This is a genomic window from Arthrobacter sp. NPDC058127 (genome assembly GCF_042884555.1).
Classification (GTDB): Bacteria; Actinomycetota; Actinomycetes; order Actinomycetales; family Micrococcaceae; genus Arthrobacter.
In genome coordinates this window covers 719,009-737,926 of record NZ_JBHVTT010000001.1, presented here as the reverse complement: position 1 = coordinate 737,926, position 18,918 = coordinate 719,009, and the positions used below count along the sequence as shown (strand labels likewise).

At 63.9% G+C, this 18,918-nt stretch carries 16 protein-coding genes, 1 tRNA gene and 1 pseudogene; 14 read left to right on the top strand and 4 right to left on the bottom strand.

The annotated features are described in order from the left end of the window. Positions 1-593: pseudogene (locus tag ACFVTG_RS03320) on the bottom strand (pyruvate dehydrogenase (acetyl-transferring), homodimeric type); the annotation flags it as partial. 399 nt (positions 594-992) lie between these two features. Here ACFVTG_RS03320 and ACFVTG_RS03315 point away from each other — a divergent pair. The 9 genes from ACFVTG_RS03315 (at position 993) to ACFVTG_RS03275 (ending at position 10,705) form a co-directional block, all read left to right on the top strand. Further along, the gene (locus ACFVTG_RS03315; protein ID WP_059387755.1) at positions 993-1,415 is read left to right on the top strand and encodes a DUF3052 domain-containing protein; all 423 of its coding nucleotides are present in this window, start codon (positions 993-995) and stop codon (positions 1,413-1,415) included. Beyond that, positions 1,412-1,915: a peroxiredoxin gene (locus tag ACFVTG_RS03310; protein ID WP_390277904.1), complete on the top strand. Its 504-nt coding sequence runs from the start codon at positions 1,412-1,414 to the stop codon at positions 1,913-1,915. The genes ACFVTG_RS03315 and ACFVTG_RS03310 overlap by 4 nt, the downstream gene beginning before the upstream one ends. Before the next feature lie 5 nt (positions 1,916-1,920). Further along, positions 1,921-2,877: an NAD-dependent protein deacetylase gene (locus ACFVTG_RS03305; protein ID WP_390277901.1), complete on the top strand. Its 957-nt coding sequence runs from the start codon at positions 1,921-1,923 to the stop codon at positions 2,875-2,877. 56 nt (positions 2,878-2,933) lie between these two features. Further along, positions 2,934-3,009, top strand: a tRNA-Val gene (locus tag ACFVTG_RS03300). Between the two features lie 185 nt (positions 3,010-3,194). Continuing rightward, positions 3,195-4,256 (top strand): LacI family DNA-binding transcriptional regulator, encoded by a 1,062-nt coding sequence (locus tag ACFVTG_RS03295; protein WP_390277899.1) that lies wholly within the window; start codon positions 3,195-3,197, stop codon positions 4,254-4,256. Between the two features lie 215 nt (positions 4,257-4,471). After that, complete coding sequence (locus tag ACFVTG_RS03290; RefSeq protein WP_390277897.1) at positions 4,472-7,444, top strand: GH92 family glycosyl hydrolase; 2,973 nt, start codon at positions 4,472-4,474, stop codon at positions 7,442-7,444. Positions 7,445-7,561: 117 nt separating this feature from the next. After that, on the top strand, positions 7,562-8,086 hold the full coding sequence (locus tag ACFVTG_RS03285; RefSeq protein WP_390277894.1) for a methyltransferase family protein: 525 nt from the start codon (positions 7,562-7,564) through the stop codon (positions 8,084-8,086). 288 nt (positions 8,087-8,374) lie between these two features. After that, positions 8,375-9,172, top strand: coding sequence for an IclR family transcriptional regulator (locus ACFVTG_RS03280; RefSeq protein WP_390277892.1), 798 nt, complete (start codon positions 8,375-8,377; stop codon positions 9,170-9,172). Positions 9,173-9,349: 177 nt separating this feature from the next. Continuing rightward, positions 9,350-10,705, top strand: a complete 1,356-nt coding sequence (locus ACFVTG_RS03275) for an MFS transporter (RefSeq protein WP_284751977.1) — start codon at positions 9,350-9,352, stop codon at positions 10,703-10,705. Between the two features lie 178 nt (positions 10,706-10,883). Here ACFVTG_RS03275 and ACFVTG_RS03270 read toward each other — a convergent pair whose 3' ends face one another. Beyond that, positions 10,884-11,951, bottom strand: coding sequence for a D-2-hydroxyacid dehydrogenase (locus ACFVTG_RS03270; protein ID WP_284751976.1), 1,068 nt, complete (start codon positions 11,949-11,951; stop codon positions 10,884-10,886). A gap of 71 nt (positions 11,952-12,022) precedes the next feature. On the opposite strand from ACFVTG_RS03270, the gene ACFVTG_RS03265 reads away from it, so the two are divergent. From ACFVTG_RS03265 to ACFVTG_RS03255, 3 genes are read left to right on the top strand one after another with little or no spacing between them, the layout of a single operon-like run. After that, positions 12,023-12,934, top strand: coding sequence for an NAD(P)-dependent oxidoreductase (locus ACFVTG_RS03265; protein WP_390277956.1), 912 nt, complete (start codon positions 12,023-12,025; stop codon positions 12,932-12,934). 14 nt (positions 12,935-12,948) lie between these two features. Continuing rightward, positions 12,949-13,719: an SDR family oxidoreductase gene (locus ACFVTG_RS03260; protein ID WP_284751975.1), complete on the top strand. Its 771-nt coding sequence runs from the start codon at positions 12,949-12,951 to the stop codon at positions 13,717-13,719. Continuing rightward, on the top strand, positions 13,719-14,777 hold the full coding sequence (locus ACFVTG_RS03255) for an L-idonate 5-dehydrogenase (protein WP_390277888.1): 1,059 nt from the start codon (positions 13,719-13,721) through the stop codon (positions 14,775-14,777). Before ACFVTG_RS03260 ends, ACFVTG_RS03255 begins: the two co-directional genes overlap by 1 nt. Positions 14,778-14,825: 48 nt before the next feature. Here the strand turns inward: ACFVTG_RS03255 and ACFVTG_RS03250 are convergent, their stop codons facing one another. After that, complete coding sequence (locus tag ACFVTG_RS03250) at positions 14,826-15,554, bottom strand: FCD domain-containing protein (RefSeq protein ID WP_284751973.1); 729 nt, start codon at positions 15,552-15,554, stop codon at positions 14,826-14,828. A gap of 233 nt (positions 15,555-15,787) precedes the next feature. Between ACFVTG_RS03250 and gndA the strand changes: the two genes are divergently transcribed. Continuing rightward, complete coding sequence (gene gndA, locus ACFVTG_RS03245; protein WP_284751972.1) at positions 15,788-17,224, top strand: NADP-dependent phosphogluconate dehydrogenase; 1,437 nt, start codon at positions 15,788-15,790, stop codon at positions 17,222-17,224. A 261-nt stretch (positions 17,225-17,485) separates the two neighbouring features. After that, positions 17,486-18,319 carry an oxidoreductase gene (locus ACFVTG_RS03240; RefSeq protein WP_390277886.1) on the top strand — a complete coding sequence of 278 codons (834 nt, stop codon included), beginning with the start codon at positions 17,486-17,488 and terminating at the stop codon, positions 18,317-18,319. On the opposite strand, the gene epsC is transcribed toward ACFVTG_RS03240, so the two are convergent. Continuing rightward, a complete protein-coding gene (gene epsC, locus ACFVTG_RS03235) occupies positions 18,316-18,900 on the bottom strand; it encodes a serine O-acetyltransferase EpsC (RefSeq protein WP_284751970.1) in 585 nt (194 codons plus the stop codon). The two genes, ACFVTG_RS03240 and epsC, sit on opposite strands and share 4 nt — an antisense overlap. Positions 18,901-18,918: the final 18 nt, after the last annotated feature.

The window sequence follows — 18,918 nt, the reverse complement described above, 5'->3', positions numbered from 1 at the left end:
GAGAGGGCGTGGCCCTGTTTGGACTTTTCCTGCCGGAACCCGTCCAGGTCCTGCTCCGTGAGCCGGCCTTCCATGAACGCCCTGGCGTACATGCCAGGGGACGCGTGTCCCTGGAAGAAGACCTGGTCCCCGCCGGAGGGGTGGTCCTTGCCGCGGAAGAAATGGTTGAAGCCGACCTCGTACAGGGTCGCCGCCCCGGCGTAGGTGGAGATGTGCCCGCCCACCCCGATGTCGGAGCGCTGTGCCCGGTGCACCATCACCGCCGCGTTCCAGCGCATGTACGCCCGGTACCGGCGCTCGAACTCCTCGTTGCCCGGGAACGGCGCTTCCTGGTCCGCCGGGATCGTGTTCACGTAATCGGTGGTCGTCACCATCGGCACCCCCACCGACTGGGACCCTGCCCGCTGAAGCAGGCTGCGCATGATGAACTGCGCCCGCTCCGTGCCCTGCTCCCTGATCAACGCATCCAAAGACTCAACCCACTCGGCAGTCTCTTCCGGATCACGATCAGGCAGCTGGGAAGTCAACCCGCTAAGGATGTGTGAGGTCTCTTCTCCTGCAGCCACGTCCAACCTCTCTTTTGGCGCATTCATCGTCGCCTCAGGTCCGGCAGGGTAACTGCCCGTCATGAACGCGGCGTGTGCGACATATCGGTTACAACAGCCCGGTCATGTGCGCCGGGCAGGTTCTCTTGAGCTTGAGCTGCGCTATTCGCGGCGGGCGGTTGCCCTGCAGCCAAAGTCTTCACTGGCCACTGTAGCTTTGTACGAGCCGCGATGCGTAGCCGCGCTGTCGTGAAGGCGTTGTATGTCACACTCAAGCTGTTACATCGTAGGCAGTTGTAGCTGCAGTAGGGCCATGGCCCCGTCTGCGGCCATGGCTTTAGCCGTGGCTGGGGCGCGGATTATGGTGGAACGCGGGACAATGGCTTGAAGCACACGCCCAAAGGGTGTTGGCTTGTAGTAATCGAAATCACTTCAAGAGGAGGAAACGTGAGCGAGGCCGACGCCGCCACATCGGTAAATGTGGCGGAAAGATTGGGTTTCAAAGATGGGGATCTAATTCAGGAACTCGGTTACGACGATGATGTCGATTTCGATTTGCGTGATGACATTGAGGAACTCACGGGTTCCGAGCTGCTTGACGAAGACGATCACGAGGTAGTGGATGCGGTCATTTTCTGGTGGCGTGATGGTGATGGAGACCTTGTCGACGCCCTCGTGGATTCACTGACCACCTTGGGTGAAGGCGGCGTGGTCTGGGTGCTGACCCCCAAGTCCGGCCGCGACAACTACGTCTCGCCCTCGGATATTCAGGACGCTGCTCCCACCGCCGGCTTGCATTGCACTACGTCCGCAGGCGTTTCCAAGGACTGGAGCGCCACGAGGCTTGTAGCGCGCAAGAAGAACAAGTGACCCACTCCAGGTTGAACCCTCCCGGGCTGCGTCCGGGAGTTCCCGTTGTGGGCCAGGAAGCCCCGGATTTTGAGCTCGTGAACCAGTTCGGGGAGCCGGTCCGCCTGTCTGATCTCCGCGGCCGCAACGTGGTGGTGGTTTTCTATCCCTTCGCCTTCTCCGGAATCTGCACGGGGGAGCTTTGCGAGATCCGTGACAATCTGGGTATTTTCCAACATGCCAACGCCACAGTCCTCGGGGTGTCGGTGGACAGCAAGTTCGCTTTGCGGGCTTATGCGGAAAAGGAAGGCTACGAGTTCGATCTCTTGGCCGACTTCTGGCCGCACGGGGAAGTAGCCGAGAAGTATGGCGTGTTTGATCCAGCTACCGGCATGTCCTTGCGGGGAACCTTCATCATCGATGCCGCGGGCATCATCCGTTACGTCGTCGTCAATCCGCGCGGGCAGGCACGCGACCTGGCGGAATACCGCGAGGCATTGTCCGAACTTGGCCAGGCCTAACGGCGATGAGCGCCCAACGGCCCGGTATCGGAATGACTGGCTTCGCCATACGTCCGCCGGCCCCTGCAGTTGAACTGGATGCAGACGAGGTGGACGTTCTCCGCCGAGCCGACGGAATTCTCGGCGGCAAGCGGCTCGCCGTTTTGACGGGAGCCGGCCTGAGCACCGACTCCGGAATCCCTGACTACCGCGGCCCGGGGGCCGCGCCGCGGAATCCCATGACCTACCAGGAATTCATCGGAAGTCCTGCCAATCGGCGCCGGTACTGGGCGAGGAACCACCTTGGATGGTCGCACCTCCGGCACGCGGACCCCAATGCCGGGCATGCCGCCGTCGCCCTCCTTGAACGGCGCGGACTGATCACGGGGCTTATCACGCAGAACGTGGACCGCCTGCACGAGGACGCCGGCAGCATCAATGTGGTGGACCTGCATGGCCGCTACGATCGCGTGATCTGCCTTGAGGAAGGACACGTTTTCACGCGGCAGCTCATCGCGTCCATTCTTGAGGAAATCAACCCCGGCTTCCTCGAAGCCGCCCAAGCTTCTGGCGTCGTGGAAATGGCACCCGACGCGGATGCATCCGTTGAGGATCCCGAACTCATCCGATCGTTCGTCGTCGCTGTTTGCCCCGTTTGCGGCGGAACGCTCAAGCCCGACTTCGTGTACTTCGGTGAAAATGTGCCCAGGGATCGGGTGCAACGCGCGTATTCCATGGTGGACGAAGCCGGGGCGCTGCTGGTGGCAGGTTCCTCGTTGACGGTCATGAGCGGGCTGAGGTTCGTCCGGCACGCAGCCAGACTCGGCAAGCCGGTAGTGATCATCAACCGTGGACCGACCCGCGGCGACGGGTTCGCGAGCCTCAAAGTGGAAGCGGGGGTCAGCGGCGCGCTGGCCTGGCTCGCTGCGGAGCTTCCCGACCTACTGCCCGCGGATTCGCCGATTAGTGTTCCGGGCGAATGATCCGGTAGAGTACATGTTCGTTGGTTGAAGCGCCGAGGGCGCTGAAATCAGTGTTTGGGTCTTTAGCTCAGCTGGTAGAGCGCCACGTTTACACCGTGGATGTCATCGGTTCGATCCCGGTAGGACCCACCAAGCAAGGAGAGCCCCTGAGCTGTGAAAACGCAGCTCAGGGGCTCTTTTCTTTCTACGCGCGGACGTCCCGGACTCCCTGGGGTCTTGTTCGCACCAGATCGAGCCCGAGCACGTGGGGTATGGAAACATAGCACCGCGATGAAGCGCACCGCGATGCTAAAATGCGTCGCGGGATGGTTTCGGAAATGGACGCAGGTGACGGGGTGAGGGTGGCTACCGAGCGTCCGAACGCCCGTGCCACAATGAAAGACGTTGCGCGGGTCGCCGGAGTCGGTGTGGGCACAGTCTCCCGTGTCGTCAACGGCAAGTCGAACGTGAGCGAGGAGAGCATCGCCGCGGTCAACGCTGCGATTGACACGCTCGGATTCCGTCGCAACGACAGCGCCAGGATGCTCAGAACCGGAGCGACTGCCAGCATCGGGCTGCTGGTCGAGGATGTCGCAGACCCGTTCTTCTCCCTGCTTAACCGCTCAGTGGAGGAGGAGGTGCTGCGCCGCGATTCCGTGCTCCTGACCGCCTCCTCGGACAAGGATCCGGAGCGCGCGCGCAAGATGATCCTCACCTTCTGCGCCCGCCGGGTCGACGGCCTGGTGATCACTCTCCCCGAAGGCGGCGACGAGGAATACCTGCGTGCGGAGCTCGACGCCGGTACGAGCATGGTCTTCGTCGACCGCCCGCCCCGGGAGCTGGATGTCGACGCCGTGATCGTGGACAACCGCGGCGGTGCGCGCACCGGCGTCGCGCACCTCATCGGCTACGGGCATAGGCGGATCGCGTGCTTCACCGATCGGCCGGACCTCTATACCGCAAGCGAGCGGATCGCCGGCTACCGGGCCGCACTCAAGGAAGCTGGCATCCCGTTCGACCCTGAACTCGTCTACTCCAGCTCGACCACCCGCGAGCCGGTGGACGAGCCCCTCGGGCGGATGTTGGCGTCGGCTGACCCGCCGACCGCAGTTTTCGCCGGCAACAACCGCACGAGCATCAACGTGATCGGCGCGCTGCGCATTCACAACACCTCCCTGGCGATCGTGGGTTTCGACGATTTCGAACTTGCCGACGTCGTCGTGCCCGGGATCACGGTAGTGGCGCAGGACCCAAAAGCGATGGGGCAGATCGCGATGGGGATGCTCTACAAGCGTCTGGATGGCGATGTCTCGCCCTCACAGACCGTCATGCTGAATACTCGTCTCATCGTGCGTGGCTCGGGAGAGCTGAGTCGCGACGCGGTGCTCGCCGCGCGCTGACACCAGTTCGCACGCCCCAATAAATCCCCTTGACCGGCATTTAGCGCGGTCGCCATTTACCTCTCAAGCGTTGACGCGGTCTTGGTGTGCTGCGTAAACTCGGCCGCGTGGAAACGTTTCCACGCATCGTTGCCCCGTCACCGCCCGGCGGCGGACAGCGGTGATGAGCGCTGATGCTCGATACCCGTGAGCCAGGTCAAGGAGGACGCCCCACGATGTCAAGCCCACACGACAGCCCGGCTGTACGCCCACGGAGCCGGAGAAGGCCACGTCGATCGCGGCTCGCGCCGGCGATGGCGGTTGCGGCCGCGCTTGCGATCGGAACTCCGGTCGAGGCATCCGCTGCTCCGACCGTTACCGACCTTTCCAACGAAGTCAACCCGTTCGTTGGCACCGAGAGCGAGGGCAACGCCTATCCGGGGGCGACGCTCCCGTTCGGAATGGTGCAGCTCAGCCCTGACAACACCAACAGCTACGGTTCCACGTCGTACAGCAACGACGCCGGTCGCGTGTGGGGATTCAGCCACCGGCACGTCAACAGTGCGGGTTGCCCGGCCGCCGGTGAACTCCTGGTCTCGCCCAGCACCACCGCCACGCCCACCACCTCGCGAAAGTTCACTGGCATCCAGCCCGGAAGCGAGTCCGCCACAGCCGGTTACTACGGTGTCACTCTCGACAACTCCGTCAAGGTCGAGCTCTCGGCCACCACCAGAGTGGGTGCGCACAGGTACACCTTCCCGGCCGGCACTACCTCCAATCTTTCCTTCAACACGGGGCAGACGCTGCGCACCGCCGGCGCTAGTTCGGTCTCCTGGGTCGATGGGACCACTCTCGAGGGCTGGATCGACAACGGTGGGTTCTGCAGCGGAAACGAGAAAAAGTCCCGCTACTTCTTCAGCGCGACCTTCGACCGCGTTCCGCTGTCGACCGGCACCTGGGGCAACAACGCCCAGTTCGCCGTCGGCCGGAACTCCAGTGAGGTCACCGACGGCAACAACGGTTTCGTCGCCACGTTCGATACCACGACCGACCGCGATGTCGAGGTGAGCGTCGGGGTCTCGTACGTGAGCGTCGAAGGCGCCCGCGGTAACCGGATCGCCGAGGCGACCGCCGACGGCACGCGGTTGGCGTTTGATCAGATCCGGGCGAAGGCCCGCGACGCCTGGAACGCCGAGCTCGGCCGGTTCGACATCACGGCGTCCGCCGAGCAGCGCAAGATCTTCTACACCCAGCTGTATAAGACGCTTCTGTCGCCGACTATCGGAAGCGACGTCGACGGCCGGTATGCGGGAATGGACGCCAAGACGCACACCGCCAATGGCTGGAACTACTACCAGACGTTCTCGCTGTGGGACACCTACCGCACTCAGGCGACTTTCCATGCGCTGTTCGCGAAGAATCGCGCCGCCGACATCGTGCGCTCGATGTACCAAGCCCGTGTCGAGGGCGGCTGGCTCCCGCGCTGGTCGCTCGGCTCGGTCGAGACGAACATTATGGCCGGCGATCCGGTCTCGCCCTGGATCGCCGAGAACTTCACGCTCGGCACGGTGCCAGCCGACATCGCCGACCGCATGTGGGACTACCTCGTCGAGAACGCGACCACGGCGCCCCCCGCCGGCGTCGCATCCGTCGGCCGGCAGAGCGCCGCGTTCTACCTGGCCAAGGGCCACATCCCGTTTTATCCGGAGTGGGGCGGTGGCCTCGGCGGCCAGTACGAAGAGTACCGTCACGGCGGCTCGGCGACGATGGAGTTTGCCGCGGCGGACGCCAGCATCGGCGCCGCTGCTCAACGGCTTGGGAAGACCGGCCAAGCGGCAGAGTTCCTGGCCCGCGGCACCAACTGGACGAAGCTCTGGAACCCGGATGTCACACTCAGCGGCGGTTTCAAGGGTATCGTCAACGCCGTCACTCCCGAGGGCCAATTCGTCCCGGTTCCGGAGCGCACGGATGTGACCAGGTCCGGTTTCCACGAGGGAACCCCCTGGCACTACCAGTGGATGGCAACGCAGGATGTGGTCGGCCTGCAGGAGAAGATGGGCGGTCGCGAGGAGTTCGTCAAGCGACTCGACTATTACTTCAACCAGCCGGCCCTCCAGTCTGCACCGGGGGTCTCTCCGAGCAGCTGGGCGGCGGGTGGAAGCACGTACTACACGAGCATAGGGTACAACCCGGGCAACGAACCGATGATGATGAACCCCTGGCTGTACGGCTTCGTCGGTGAGCCGGCCAAGACCAACGACGTGCTCGCGGCAAACCTCAACCGCTTCCCGAACACCCCCGGCGGCGGAGTCGGCAATGATGACCTCGGCACCCTCGCCGCGTGGTATGTGATGGCCTCGCTCGGCATCCAGCCGGTGATGCCCGGCTCGGGGATCATAGCGCTCAACGCTCCCAAGGTTCAGGCCGCCACGATTACCCTCGAGAGCGGTGAAAAACTACGGATCACCGCTGCAGGCGCGAACGAAAAGCTGCCGAGCTACATTGCTGGTGTGACCGTGAACGACAAAGAGCACACGGCTGCCTGGGTCGATGTGGACGATCTCCGGAACGGCGCTCGGCTCGATTTCGCACTTTCCGGCACTAAGGCAGGCCTCGACTGGGCCACGGCCCGGAAGGATTGGATCCCGAGCGTCTCCGCTCCGCGCAAGGCCACTCCGGTGATCGTGCCGGGTGCGGACTTGACCGCGATCGCCGGCCGGGAGAAAACCATCGAGGTCGCGAGGGTCACGTTCGGCGGCGCCGTCGAACCGATCACGGCAACGGTGTCGTGGGCAGGGGGAGCCCCGGTCGCGGCAACAGTCACGGAGGAGAACGGCGTCTGGGTGATCAGTTCCACGTCGACGTTCGCAGCGGCCGGAGCCGTGAGCGGTGTGGTGACCATTGCCAGCGCGGCGAACACGCCGAGTTTCGCGCCTGCACTGTTCGAGCCGAGCTCGGCCAACCTCACGGTCGTGGTCACTGCCGCACCCGTCGATCCGCCGGTCGATCCGCCCGTCGACCCGCCGGTCGACCCTGGAGTTGCCGTGGTTCCTCCAACCACCGGAAGCACCGGCACCACCGTTAAGGCAATGAGCGGACTGGCCGACACCGGCATGGCCCCAACCGTGTTCTCCGTGCTGTTCGCGGCTCTCGCCGCCATTGCACTCGGCTCGGCCTTCGTGATTCGCCGCAAGCGGGCAAACGGCTAGGAGACCGGGCAAGAGCCCCTGAGCTGCGGAAACGCGGCTCAGGGGCTCTTGCTTTTAATCCAGTGCGTTGAGGCCCCGATGGTTGTGGCCCATCGTTTGGCGGTTCAGAATGGCAGCATGACAGCGTCCGGAGATGCAGCGCGCGACAAAAAGCTGGCGGAGATAGGTACGGCGGTGTTCGCCGCGGCCCCGGCCACCGTCGCTGGCCTGTTGCCTTGGGTGCTGACCCGTTGGAAAGTGCGGCGGCCCGTGCCGGGCGGGCTGGCGGCCCAATGCGCAGGTGTTCTCCTGATCGGCGCCGGCGCAGCGGTGATCACAAATTCCTTTGCGCGGTTCGCCCTTGAGGGAGTAGGCACGCCGGCACCTTTTGCGCCACCAAAGAACCTCGTGGTCAGCGGCTTTTACAGCTTCGTGCGGAACCCCATCTACGTGGGCATCGGTGCCGCGATCACCGGGCAGGGCCTCCTGCTGGGCCAGCCGAAGCTGTTCGGCCTGGCGGCGCTGGGCGCAGTTCCCGTGGTGGCTTTCGTCAGGTTGTATGAGGAGCCGACGCTCGCACGCAAGTTTGGTGCCGAATATGAGTCCTACCGCGCCAACGTACCGCGCTGGCTACCTCGCCTCACGCCTTGGCGGCAGGGCTAGCGTCGTACCTGATCCGCTGCGGGGAATTGGAAGAGCTCTCCACCGCGACTATTGGGGGATGCCGCGGTGGAGAGCTCATAGATGAATATACAGAGAATTTTTGGATATGGAAAGGAAGCTATTCTCCGTCCGGCGAGTCTCATCCCAGCAGCAAGCCACTATGATGGTGGTTGTTCAGTGGATTGAACAAGCGTTGTGCCTCAGGCCGGAGTTCCGCTGCCCCCGGGTAGCGTTTCTGCCTGGCACACGCCCACTCTGCGCCAGACGCACGACCCGCGAAGGAGAATCATGGCCGATTCCCGCACCCCCCGTTCCGCCGAAGGATTGGGAAGCTCCTCGCCGGCGCCTGCCGTGACCCGCGCTGCCGCGGTCCTGGATGCCTTGGCGGAGGCCCCTTCGGGCAGGCTGACACTCAGCGATCTATCGAGGGAGCTCGGGATTCCGAAGTCTTCCACGTCAAATCTGCTGCTCGCTCTTGAGGAAGCCCGGCTGATTACCCGCGAAGGTGCGGACTTTTCACTTGGCCGGAAGCTGGTTGAACTTGGTGCCGCCTATCTCAGCCGGCTCGATGAAGTACAAGAGTTCTACAAGTTCTGCGAGCAGGCACCAACGCTCTCCGGCGAAACCGTGCGGATTGCGATGATCGACGGCGATCACATCATTTACCTGGCCCGCTACGAAGGGCACCCGGCCGTCCGGCTCACATCGAACATTGGCGACAAAATGCCGCTTTCCTTGAGCGCAGTCGGAAAGGTTCTCCTGGCCCAGCTTCACGACCATGACATTGAGGCGATGTTCCCCGACGACGCGGAGCTCCCTGTCATGACCCCGAAGTCCCTCCGGAGTGCCGCTGAGCTCAAGGCCCAGGTGGCCGCGATCCGCAAGCAGGGCTATGCACTGGAGGACGAGGAGTCCACGCTCGGCGTGGTTTGCCTTGCCGTGCCCGTCCCCACCCATGGGGCACATGGCCCCAGCCTCGGCCTCTCGGTGACGGCACTCAAGGCCACTTTTTCCGAGGAGCAGGCTGCCCTGATGGTGAAGGAGCTCAAGGAGCTCGCCCACTCGCTGGGCAACCCGATGGGCTGATTGATTCCGCCGCCCGACGGGGTCAAAACCCGCCGCCCGACGGGGGTCATAAATAAATCTGATTACACCACTTGAAAGTTGTCCAACGTGCTGTACTCTGTTCAATATAGTGATTCACGCCATGGCGGCTGACGCTATCTCGCCAGGCCAACGGGGGTCTGGAGTGTTCTTGAGGGAGTGCTTGTGACAACTCGTACTAAGACAAAGCTTGCTGATATGGACGGCGCAGTAGTTGAGCCGGAACAGCTGCGAAGGGCAACTCTTGCCAGCTCCGTAGGATCCGCTCTGGAGTACTACGACTTCTACATTTACGGCCTGGCTTCGGCCCTGATTTTCGGACCGCTGTTCTTCAAGCCCTTGGGTGAAAGCGGCGCACTGATTGCGTCGTTCGCCACCTATGGCGTTGGATTCGCGGCGCGGCCCTTCGGCGGTATCTTCTTCGGATTCATCGGAGACCGATTCGGCCGCAAGGTGGTCCTCCTGCTGACCATCGGAATGATGGGCCTCGCCAGTTTCGCCATCGGCTTGCTGCCGACGTTCGAACAGGCGGGCATGCTCGGCGCGGTCCTGCTTGTGGTGCTTCGCATCGTCCAGGGCCTCGGCGCCGGAGCCGAACAGGCAGGTGCAACAACACTGATCTCCGAGGTCGCTCCGCCCAAGCGCCGCGGCTACTTCGCTTCGCTGCCGTTCGTGGGCATCCAGCTTGGAACCCTCCTCGGCGCCGGCACTTTTGCGCTCATTGGCATGGCAAACAAAAGCGTGCTTGAAGGCTGGCTGTGGCGTGTGCCGTTCCTCGCCAGCTTCATCCTGATCGTCGTGGCGATCTTCATCCGTCTCAGGCTGAAGGAAACCCCGGTGTTCCAGGAACTGGAGAAGCACAAGAACGTGGTGAAGAACCCCGTTGGCGAACTTTGGAAGCACTCCAAGAAGAATGTACTGGTGGGCATCGGCCTCCGCATGGGCGAGAACGGCAACTCCTCGATCTACTCGGCGCTGCTCATCTCGTTCATGTCCGTCAAGGAAGGCGTCTTTCCCGGCGACAAGTTCATCGGCCCGGTCGGTCTGCTGATCGCCGCGGGATTCGCCGCCGTCATGGTGGTGACCTTCGGCGCCCTGTCTGACCGTATCGGTCGAGTGAAGGTGTACCGCTACGGCGCCCTGTTCCAGGCAATCTTCGCTATTCCCGCCTTCTACTTGGTAACTCTCGGCAACGTCACCCTCGTGTGGGCCGTCATGGTGGTCGGCATCGCCCTTGGCGTGCAGTCCATGCTCGGCCCGCAGTGCCCGCTCCTGCCCGAGCTCTTCGGCTCGCAGTACCGTTTCACTGGTGTGGCATTGAGCCGCGAACTGTCCGCTGTCCTGGCCGGCGGACTCGTGCCCCTCGTTGGCGTCGCGCTCCTTGCGGCCACGGGGAACTCGTGGGTGGTCCTGGCTGTCTACTCGCTGGTCCTGGCGCTGATTTCATACATCACGACGTTCTTCACACCGGAAACAGCCGGCCGCGACCTCCTTTCCCTGGAGGACGCGAAGTAGGGAATCCCGTACCACGAAGTACGCAAGCAGCGACGGTCCCTTCCGAACTTCGGAGGGGACCGTCGCTTTGTTGCGCCCCCGCCCCGCCATTTGGCGTGCCACGGGTAAGCCCCACACAGCAAAGCGGCCCCTCCGGAAACCGGAGAGGCCGCAAGGATGGCGCTGGGTTGTTGGCGGTTTAGTAGAAGTGCACCGTGTCCACGAGGTGGGGGAGTTCCCCGCCGTCGAGGAACGTACGCAGGTTGCTGGCGAAGCGCTCGGCGATGAGGCGGTTCTCCGCGGCACTGAGTGCCGAGGTGTGCGGCGAGACCATGACCTTCGGGTGGTTCCACAGCGGGCTGTCCTGGGGGAGCGGCTCGACGGCGAAGACGTCCAGGCAGGCGTAGGACACCTGGCCGTTTTCCAGCGCTTCGAGCAGCGCCTCTTCATCAACCACGGTTCCGCGGCCAACGTTGACAAAGACCGAGCCGGGCTTCATTGCCGAGAAGACCTCGTGGTTGAAGAGTTTCTCCGTGTAGGGAGTCCCGGGGAGGGTGTTGACGACGGCGTCTGCCGTAGCCAGGAGTCCCGCCAAGCCATCGTTGTCCGCGACCTCGTCGATCCCTTCGATCGCTTCGACGTTCCGCTTGGTTCCGCTCACCTTCATGCCGAGTGCGCGGGCGATCCGGGCGGTCTCAAGGCCGATTTCGCCGAGACCCGTGATGACCAGCTTGGAGCCGTTCACAAGTTTGGTGGGGGTGCGCAGCTCGGGCCAGACCTTTGCAGCCTGGTCCTGGGCAAGTTCCGCGCTGCGCTTGAAGCCGTTGAGGATGCCCAAGGCTGCGAACTCGGCCAGCGGAAGGGCGTGGACGCCTGCCGACGTGGTGACCTTGAACTTCTGCAGGGTCTCACTGTCGAGCCCGGAGGCCTTCACGGCGCCACCGGCACCTGCGGCCATGGCGTGGATCCACTGCAGGTGCGGGTTGCTCTGGGCGATGCGGGCCAGTCCGGCCGGATTCTCGTTGGGGAAACCGTAGAGGATCTGGGCCTTGTTCAGCATGGACCAGTAGCGTTCCTCTTGCTCGGGAGTCCGCTTGAAATCCGGATCGCCCGAGTGGTCGGCCGGGAAGCGTTCCGGGGGAAGGAGCTCGGGTTCGTAGAGCACCGTGATGCTCGGATCTACTGCGCGGATACGCTCCACATGCTCAGCTTCGAGCGGGACTGCGATCGCGATGGTGAGTTCATCAGTCGTCATGGTGTTCATCATACTGAATTGAGGCTAGGATATTGAACAGTTTTTGAAAGATGAACCACAAAGAAGTGAGGTGTATGCGAAAGATGACCGCCAAGACCGCAGGTTTTGTGGGACTCGGGCTGATGGGCTTCCCCATGGCAGCCAATCTGCTCGGCAACGGCTGGGAGGTGACTGCGTGGAACCGTTCCGCCGAGGCGCTCGCCGAATTGGAGAAGCTCGGCGGAAAACGCTCGGAGTCGGTTGCCGGGCTCCGGGATCAACCCGTCATCATTTTCATGCTTCCGGATCTCTCCTACATCCAGGATGCCGCCGCGCCACTGCTCGAGTCCTGGCGCTCGGAGGTGCCGCTTCCGGGAACCACGATCATCATCATGAGCAGCGTGTCCCCGACCGCCGTGCAGGAATTCGGCCGGACTGTCCGTAGCGCAAGCGGCGGGAACGCCGTCGTCGTCGATGCCCCGGTCAGTGGAGGCACCAAAGGTGCGCAGGACGGCACGCTGGCCATCATGGTGGGGGCCGCCGAGGAAGACTTCCAACGATCACTTCCCGCGCTCCAATCCATGGGCACCACCGTCCGCCGCATGGGCAACCTGGGTGCCGGATCGCTGGCGAAGGCCTGCAACCAGTTGATCGTCGGGACCACGACGGCGGCGCTCGCGGAAGCCGCCGAACTCGCCGAGCGCTCGGGCATGGATGCTTCTGCCCTTTTCGATGTCCTGGCCGGCGGACTCGCCGGAAGCCGGGTCCTGGAGATTGTCGGCCCACGCCTGGCAGCCAAGGATTACGCGCCCACAGGTCCCGCGAAGTTCATGCACAAGGACCTCAAATTCGTCCTCGAAAGCGCCGAAGCGGCCGGTGCCGCTGTTCCGATGGCGACTGCCGGCGTCGAACTCTACCGCGAACTGATTGATCAGGGCCTGGGCGACCAGGACCTCGCAGTTGTCCGCCAGGCCATCGCCAACCTCAGCGACTCTTCCGTCAGCCCTTCGAACTAAGTTAGGAAACAACCATGAGTGGACTCTTTGATCTCACCGGGCGCGTTGCGCTCGTGACCGGATCCAGCCGCGGCATCGGCAACGCGCTGGCCCGCGGGCTGGCCGACGCCGGTGCCACCGTTGTCCTCAACGGCATCAACACGGAACGCCTCAAGGACGCGGAAGCCGCCATGGCGGCGGACTTCGGGCCCGGCCGCATCCACAGTTGTGCGTTCGACGTCACCAGCGACACGGAAGCGGCCCGCGGAATTGCCTGGGTCGAGGAGAACGTCGGACCCCTCGATATCCTCGTCAACAACGCGGGAATCCAGCACCGCGTCCCGATGCTGGACCTGGATGTGAAGGATTGGGAGCGGGTCATCACCACCGACCTCACGAGCGCTTTCCTCGTGGGACGTGAAGCCGCCCGCCACATGATCCCTAGGGGCCACGGCAAGATCATCAACATCTGCTCCGTGCAGACTGACCTGGCCCGCCCCACGATCGCCCCCTATGTCGCCGCCAAGGGTGGACTGCGGAACCTGACACGCGCCATGACCGCCGAATGGGCGGCCTCCGGCCTTCAGATCAACGGGATCGCTCCGGGTTACATCCACACCGAGATGACCCAGAACCTCGTGGACGATCCCGACTTCAACTCCTGGATCCTGGGCCGGACGCCTGCCCACCGGTGGGGCACCGTGGCGGATCTCGCTGGTCCGGCAGTCTGGCTTGCCTCCGAGGCTTCGAACTTCGTCAACGGCCAGACGATCTTCGTCGACGGCGGAATGACGGTGGTCGTCTAATGAGCGATTTCCAGCTTCCCCAGTCTTCACCCGCGGTTGTGGCGCACGCCGCCGGTGACCTTCGCATCGAGGACATAGCCCTCGTTGTTCCCACCCCAGACCAGGCCGTCGTCGAGATCGCCTACGGTGGCATCTGTGGCTCGGACCTGCACTACTGGCTCCATGGCGCGGCGGGGGAATCGATCCTCAAGGCCCCGATGGTGCTCGGTCACGAAATCGTCGGCACAGTTGTCCAGCAGGCCGCGGACGGCAGCGGTCCGGCCGCCGGAACCGCCGTCGCCGTCCACCCCGCGACCCCCGCCCCGGGTGCCGCCAAGTATCCGGAAGACCGGCCCAACCTCTCCCCGGGCTGCACCTACCTCGGCAGCGCAGCACGGTACCCGCACACGGACGGCGCCTTCAGCCGTTACGCCACCCTGCCGTCCCGCATGCTTCGGGCCCTTCCGGCCACGCTGGACTTGCGCACCGCGGCGCTTGTGGAGCCTGCCAGCGTTGCCTGGCACGCCGTCGCCCGCGCGGGGGACGTGGCCGGAAAGACGGCGCTGGTGATCGGAAGCGGTCCGATCGGTGCGCTGGCTGTTGCTGTCCTCAAGCGCGCGGGGGCATCCCGGATCGTGGCCGTCGACATGCACGACAAGCCTCTTGAGATCGCGCGTGCAGTGGGCGCCGACGAGGTCCTCAAGGGCGACGACGCGGAGGCGATCGCCGCCGTGGAGGCCGACGTCGTCATCGAGTCCTCCGGCAGCCACTTCGGACTCGCATCGGCCATCAAGGGCGCCGTCCGCGGTGGGAAGGTGGTTATGGTCGGGCTGCTGCCCTCGGGGCCGCAGCCGGTCTTCATTTCGTTGGCCATCACCCGCGAGCTCGAACTGCTCGGGTCCTTCCGATTCAACAACGAGATCGACGAGGTCATTGCGGCGCTCGAGGACGGTTCGCTCTACGTGGACCCGGTAGTGACGCACGAATTCACGCTGGACCGTGGACTGGAGGCCTTCGAGGTGGCCAGGAACTCGGCCGAATCGGGGAAGGTCCTGCTGAACTTCCAGCCTGTGGCCTAAGCTCTCAGGCGGTGAGGCGATGAGCCGAGCGGCACTGGCGGTCAGCCGTCAGCGCCGCTCGACTGGAACGAACACCCGTGGCTGGCCTTCCCAGCTGGGTGACAGGTCTGCGATGGTCTCCCGCATGATGTTGGACGAGGCCTCGCGGGCTTTGTCACCATCCCCGTCGCTGATGCCCTGGGCTACATCCAGGTGCCACTGCAAGGCCGCTTCCTTCGGATGTTCGGGCATGAGCCCGTGAACCGTCCGGCCGGTGAGCGTCTCCGTGACCTGCCCGATCAAGTTCGCGAACATTTCATTGCCGGAACCGGAGAGCACCAAGGCGTGAAAGCGGATGTCAAGGTCCAGGAACGTGGGCATGTCGCCCGCGCGGCCTGCTTCACGCATGGCCAGGGAGATCTCCAACAACTCGCTGCGCAGCGACTCCGGAGCGTTTTCCGCAGCCAGCTCCGCAGCTACGGGCTCGACGGCGGAACGGAGTTCGGCGAGGGAGCGCAACTGGGCGCCGCGGCCTTCTCCGGCCAGCCGCCAACGGATGACAAGCGGATCGAAGGGATTCCAGCGGTGCGCGGGGAGGACCCGGATGCCAACACGCTTGATGGTTTCCACCAGTCCCAATGACTGCAGTACCCTGACGGCCTCACGTACCACCGACCGTGACACCTTGAGCTCCTCCTCAAGGTGCTCGGCCAACATGACGTGACCGGTGGGGAGCTTACCGCCGACGATCCGGGTACCCAGGTGCTCGACAGCGCGGTAGTGGAGACTGGTTGACATAGTCGTAAGCATAGTGGCGTTGACCACTCTGCTACCGGAAGCCCGAGCGCCGGGGAACTCCCCACGGTGCTGGCCCGCAACATAGACTCTTTTGTGACGCGGACGTTTCCAAAACGTGGGCGCAACTTTCCCAGACGTGGTCCGAATACGTATGGTTTATTCCAGCTACTGCTCTAGAAAGCGTTTCCTCGCTTCTAGCAGGACTCGATGCACAAGAATGAATTGGAGTTTTGATGTCAGCACACATCGGTGTCACCGGCCTCGCGGTGATGGGCGCCAATCTGGCCCGCAACCTGGCCCGCAACGGCTTCACCGTTGCCCTCCACAACCGCTCCGTCGAAAAGACCGACGCCCTGCTGGCCAAGCACGGCACGGACGGCGACTTCATCCGCACGGAAACCCTCCAGGAACTCGTGGACTCCCTCGAGAAGCCCCGCCGCGTCCTGATCATGGTGAAGGCCGGCAAGCCGGTTGACGCTGTCATCGACCAGCTCGTTCCCTTGCTGGAGCCCGGCGACATCGTGATCGACGCCGGCAACTCGCACTACGAGGACACCCGCCGCCGCGAAGCCGCGCTGGCCGAGAAGGACCTGCACTTCGTGGGCGTCGGTGTTTCCGGCGGCGAAGAGGGCGCCCTCAACGGCCCCTCCATCATGCCCGGTGGTTCCAAGGAGTCCTACGAAGCTTTGGGCCCGCTGCTCGAAAAGATCTCGGCCAAGGTTGACGGCCAGCCCTGCTGCGCCTGGATCGGCACCGACGGCGCCGGCCACTTCGTCAAGATGGTCCACAACGGCATCGAATACGCCGACATGCAGGTCATCGGCGAAGCCTTTGATCTCCTGCGCTCCGGCGCCGGCATCGAGCCGGCCGAGCAGTCCAAGATCTTCGCCGAATGGAACAAGGGCGAACTCGCTTCCTTCCTGATCGAAATCTCCGCGGAGGTCCTGGGGCACGTGGACGCCAAGACGGGCAAGCCGTTCGTCGACGTCGTCGTGGATGCTGCCGGCCAGAAGGGCACCGGCCGCTGGACGGTCATCTCCGCCCTTGAGCTCGGCTCCCCGGTATCGGGCATCGCGGAGTCCGTCTTCGCGCGGGCCCTCTCTTCCCAGGCAGAACAGCGCAAGCTTGGCCAGGAGCTGCTCGCCGGCGAGGAAATCGCCGTCGAGGTCCCGGAGAACTTCGTCGAGGACGTCCGCCAGGCGCTTTACGCCTCCAAGCTGGTTTCCTACGCCCAGGGCCTGGACATGCTGACCTCCGCCGCGAAGGAATACGGCTGGGACCTCAAGCTCGATGAAATCGCTTCGCTGTGGCGCGGCGGCTGCATCATCCGCGCCGAGCTGCTCAAGGAAATCACCAACGCCTACGCTGCCGTTGAGAAGCCGGCCAACCTGCTGTTCGCCCCGGCCTTCACCAAGGCCATCGCCGGCGCGCTGCCGGCATGGCGCCGCGTGGTGGCCACGGCTGTCCAGCTGGGCATCCCGGTTCCGGTGTTCTCCTCCTCGCTGGCCTACTACGACGGACTTCGCCGCAAGCGCCTCGCTGCAGCGGTCATCCAGGGACAGCGCGACCTCTTCGGAGCGCACACCTACGGCCGCGTTGACGCCGAGGGTACCTTCCACACCCTGTGGGGCGAAGACAAGTCCGAGATCTCGGCAGTCGACACCCACTAAAAACCCCACTGTCCCGCAGATTGGGGCAGGCCCTTTCGTGTCGACTCCGTCGCCACGTAGGGACCCTGCTGCCCCACTCTTGGGGCCTGGCCCTTTCGTGTCGACTCCGTCGCCACGTAGGGACCCTGCTGCCCCACTCTAGGGGCAGGCTCGATTCGGTTCAAGACAAAGGCCGGTGCTTCCGCGTTACTGTGGAGGCGCCGGCCTTTGCCGTAGGTACGTCCCGAAGGAAAACACCACACGCCACCCGAGGAGCAGTCCATGCCGCAACGCGTCGCATTTGTCACAGGTGCGTCTACAGGAATCGGCTTCGAAGCCGCCATCAAGCTCAGCAAGGCAGGAATGGTCGTGTACGCGGGGGCTCGGCGCGTCGAAAAGATGGAGCCGCTCAAGGCCCACGGAATCAAGGTGCTGTCCTTGGACGTCACTGAGGATGACTCGATGAAGGCCGCCGTGGACCTCGTCCTGGCCGAGCAGGGGCGGATCGACGTACTGGTGAACAACGCCGGATACGGATCCTACGGTTCCTTGGAAGAGGTTCCGTTGGATGAGGGCCGGCGCCAGTTCGAGGTCAATGTCTTCGGCCTCGCCCGGATGTCCCAGCTGGTGATTCCCGTGATGCGTGCTGCGGCCTCCGGCAGGATCATCAACGTCTCCTCGATCGGCGGCAAAATGTATGAACCCCTGGGAGCCTGGTACCACGCAACAAAATTCGCCGTCGAGGGCCTCAGCGACTCCCTGCGCCTGGAACTAAAGCCCCATGGCATCGACGTGGCTATCATCGAGCCCGCCGGCACGGACACGGAATGGGGAACCATCGCGGGGGAGAGCCTGCTGACGGTCTCAGGACATGGACCATATCGCGAGCAGGCCGGGATCGTGGCAGCCGCTCTTGCATCGACGTCGGGAACTGCGCTGTCGACGCACCCGCGCACCGTGGCGGGCGCCATTGTGCATGCGGCAACGTCACGAAGGCCCAGGACCCGATACCCGGTGGGTAGGGGGGCCTGGACCATTCTCGCCTTGCGGAGGGTACTTCCCGACCGGGCGTTCGACACCGTTTTTTGGAACGCCTACAAACGCTTTTCCGGTTAGATCCGGTATTCGATGTAATACTCGGCGGGGTCGACCGCGGGTTTGGTTTCGCTCTTGGCATCACGGTGGCGCCACGTCGCCGGGACGCCCGTGATAATCGACTCAGGCGGTGCGTCCTTGACCACCACGGCGTTGGCGCCGATGGCACTGTCGGCGCCTATGGTGATGGGACCAAGGACCTTGGCCCCCGCTCCGATGGTGACCCGATCTCCGATGGTGGGGTGCCGCTTGACCTTGGCCAACGAGCGGCCACCCAACGTCACGCCGTGGTAGATCATGACGTCTTCGCCGATCTCGGCAGTCTCGCCGATTACCACACCCATGCCATGGTCAATGAAGAACCTGCGGCCGATGGTAGCGCCGGGGTGGATCTCGATGCCGGTCAGGAACCGGGTGAGTTGGGAGATGATACGGGCCGGGAAGCGCAACTCAGGCTTTTGCCACAATTTGTGGGTCAGGCGGTGCGCCCAGATGGCATGCAGGCCGGAGTAGGCAAAGAAGTTCTCAAAGGAGCCTCGGGCCGCCGGGTCATGTGACCGGGCGGCCTCGAGGTCTTCCATAAGTCTTGCGAAGAAGCTCACAAAGACCTTTCTACAGGA

Bases quoted from the DNA above. Each gene is read 5' to 3' on its own strand.
- gndA (WP_284751972.1), top strand. From the start codon at position 15,788: ATGTCAGCACACATCGGTGTCACCGGCCTCGCGGTGATGGGCGCCAAT.
- ACFVTG_RS03280 (WP_390277892.1), top strand. From the start codon at position 8,375: ATGGCCGATTCCCGCACCCCCCGTTCCGCCGAAGGATTGGGAAGCTCC.
- ACFVTG_RS03240 (WP_390277886.1), top strand. From the start codon at position 17,486: ATGCCGCAACGCGTCGCATTTGTCACAGGTGCGTCTACAGGAATCGGC.
- ACFVTG_RS03285 (WP_390277894.1), top strand. From the start codon at position 7,562: ATGACAGCGTCCGGAGATGCAGCGCGCGACAAAAAGCTGGCGGAGATA.
- ACFVTG_RS03295 (WP_390277899.1), top strand. From the start codon at position 3,195: ATGGACGCAGGTGACGGGGTGAGGGTGGCTACCGAGCGTCCGAACGCC.
- ACFVTG_RS03260 (WP_284751975.1), top strand. From the start codon at position 12,949: ATGAGTGGACTCTTTGATCTCACCGGGCGCGTTGCGCTCGTGACCGGA.
- ACFVTG_RS03305 (WP_390277901.1), top strand. From the start codon at position 1,921: ATGAGCGCCCAACGGCCCGGTATCGGAATGACTGGCTTCGCCATACGT.
- ACFVTG_RS03270 (WP_284751976.1), bottom strand. From the start codon at position 11,951: ATGATGAACACCATGACGACTGATGAACTCACCATCGCGATCGCAGTC.
- ACFVTG_RS03255 (WP_390277888.1), top strand. From the start codon at position 13,719: ATGAGCGATTTCCAGCTTCCCCAGTCTTCACCCGCGGTTGTGGCGCAC.
- ACFVTG_RS03250 (WP_284751973.1), bottom strand. From the start codon at position 15,554: ATGTCAACCAGTCTCCACTACCGCGCTGTCGAGCACCTGGGTACCCGG.
- ACFVTG_RS03265 (WP_390277956.1), top strand. From the start codon at position 12,023: ATGACCGCCAAGACCGCAGGTTTTGTGGGACTCGGGCTGATGGGCTTC.
- ACFVTG_RS03290 (WP_390277897.1), top strand. From the start codon at position 4,472: ATGTCAAGCCCACACGACAGCCCGGCTGTACGCCCACGGAGCCGGAGA.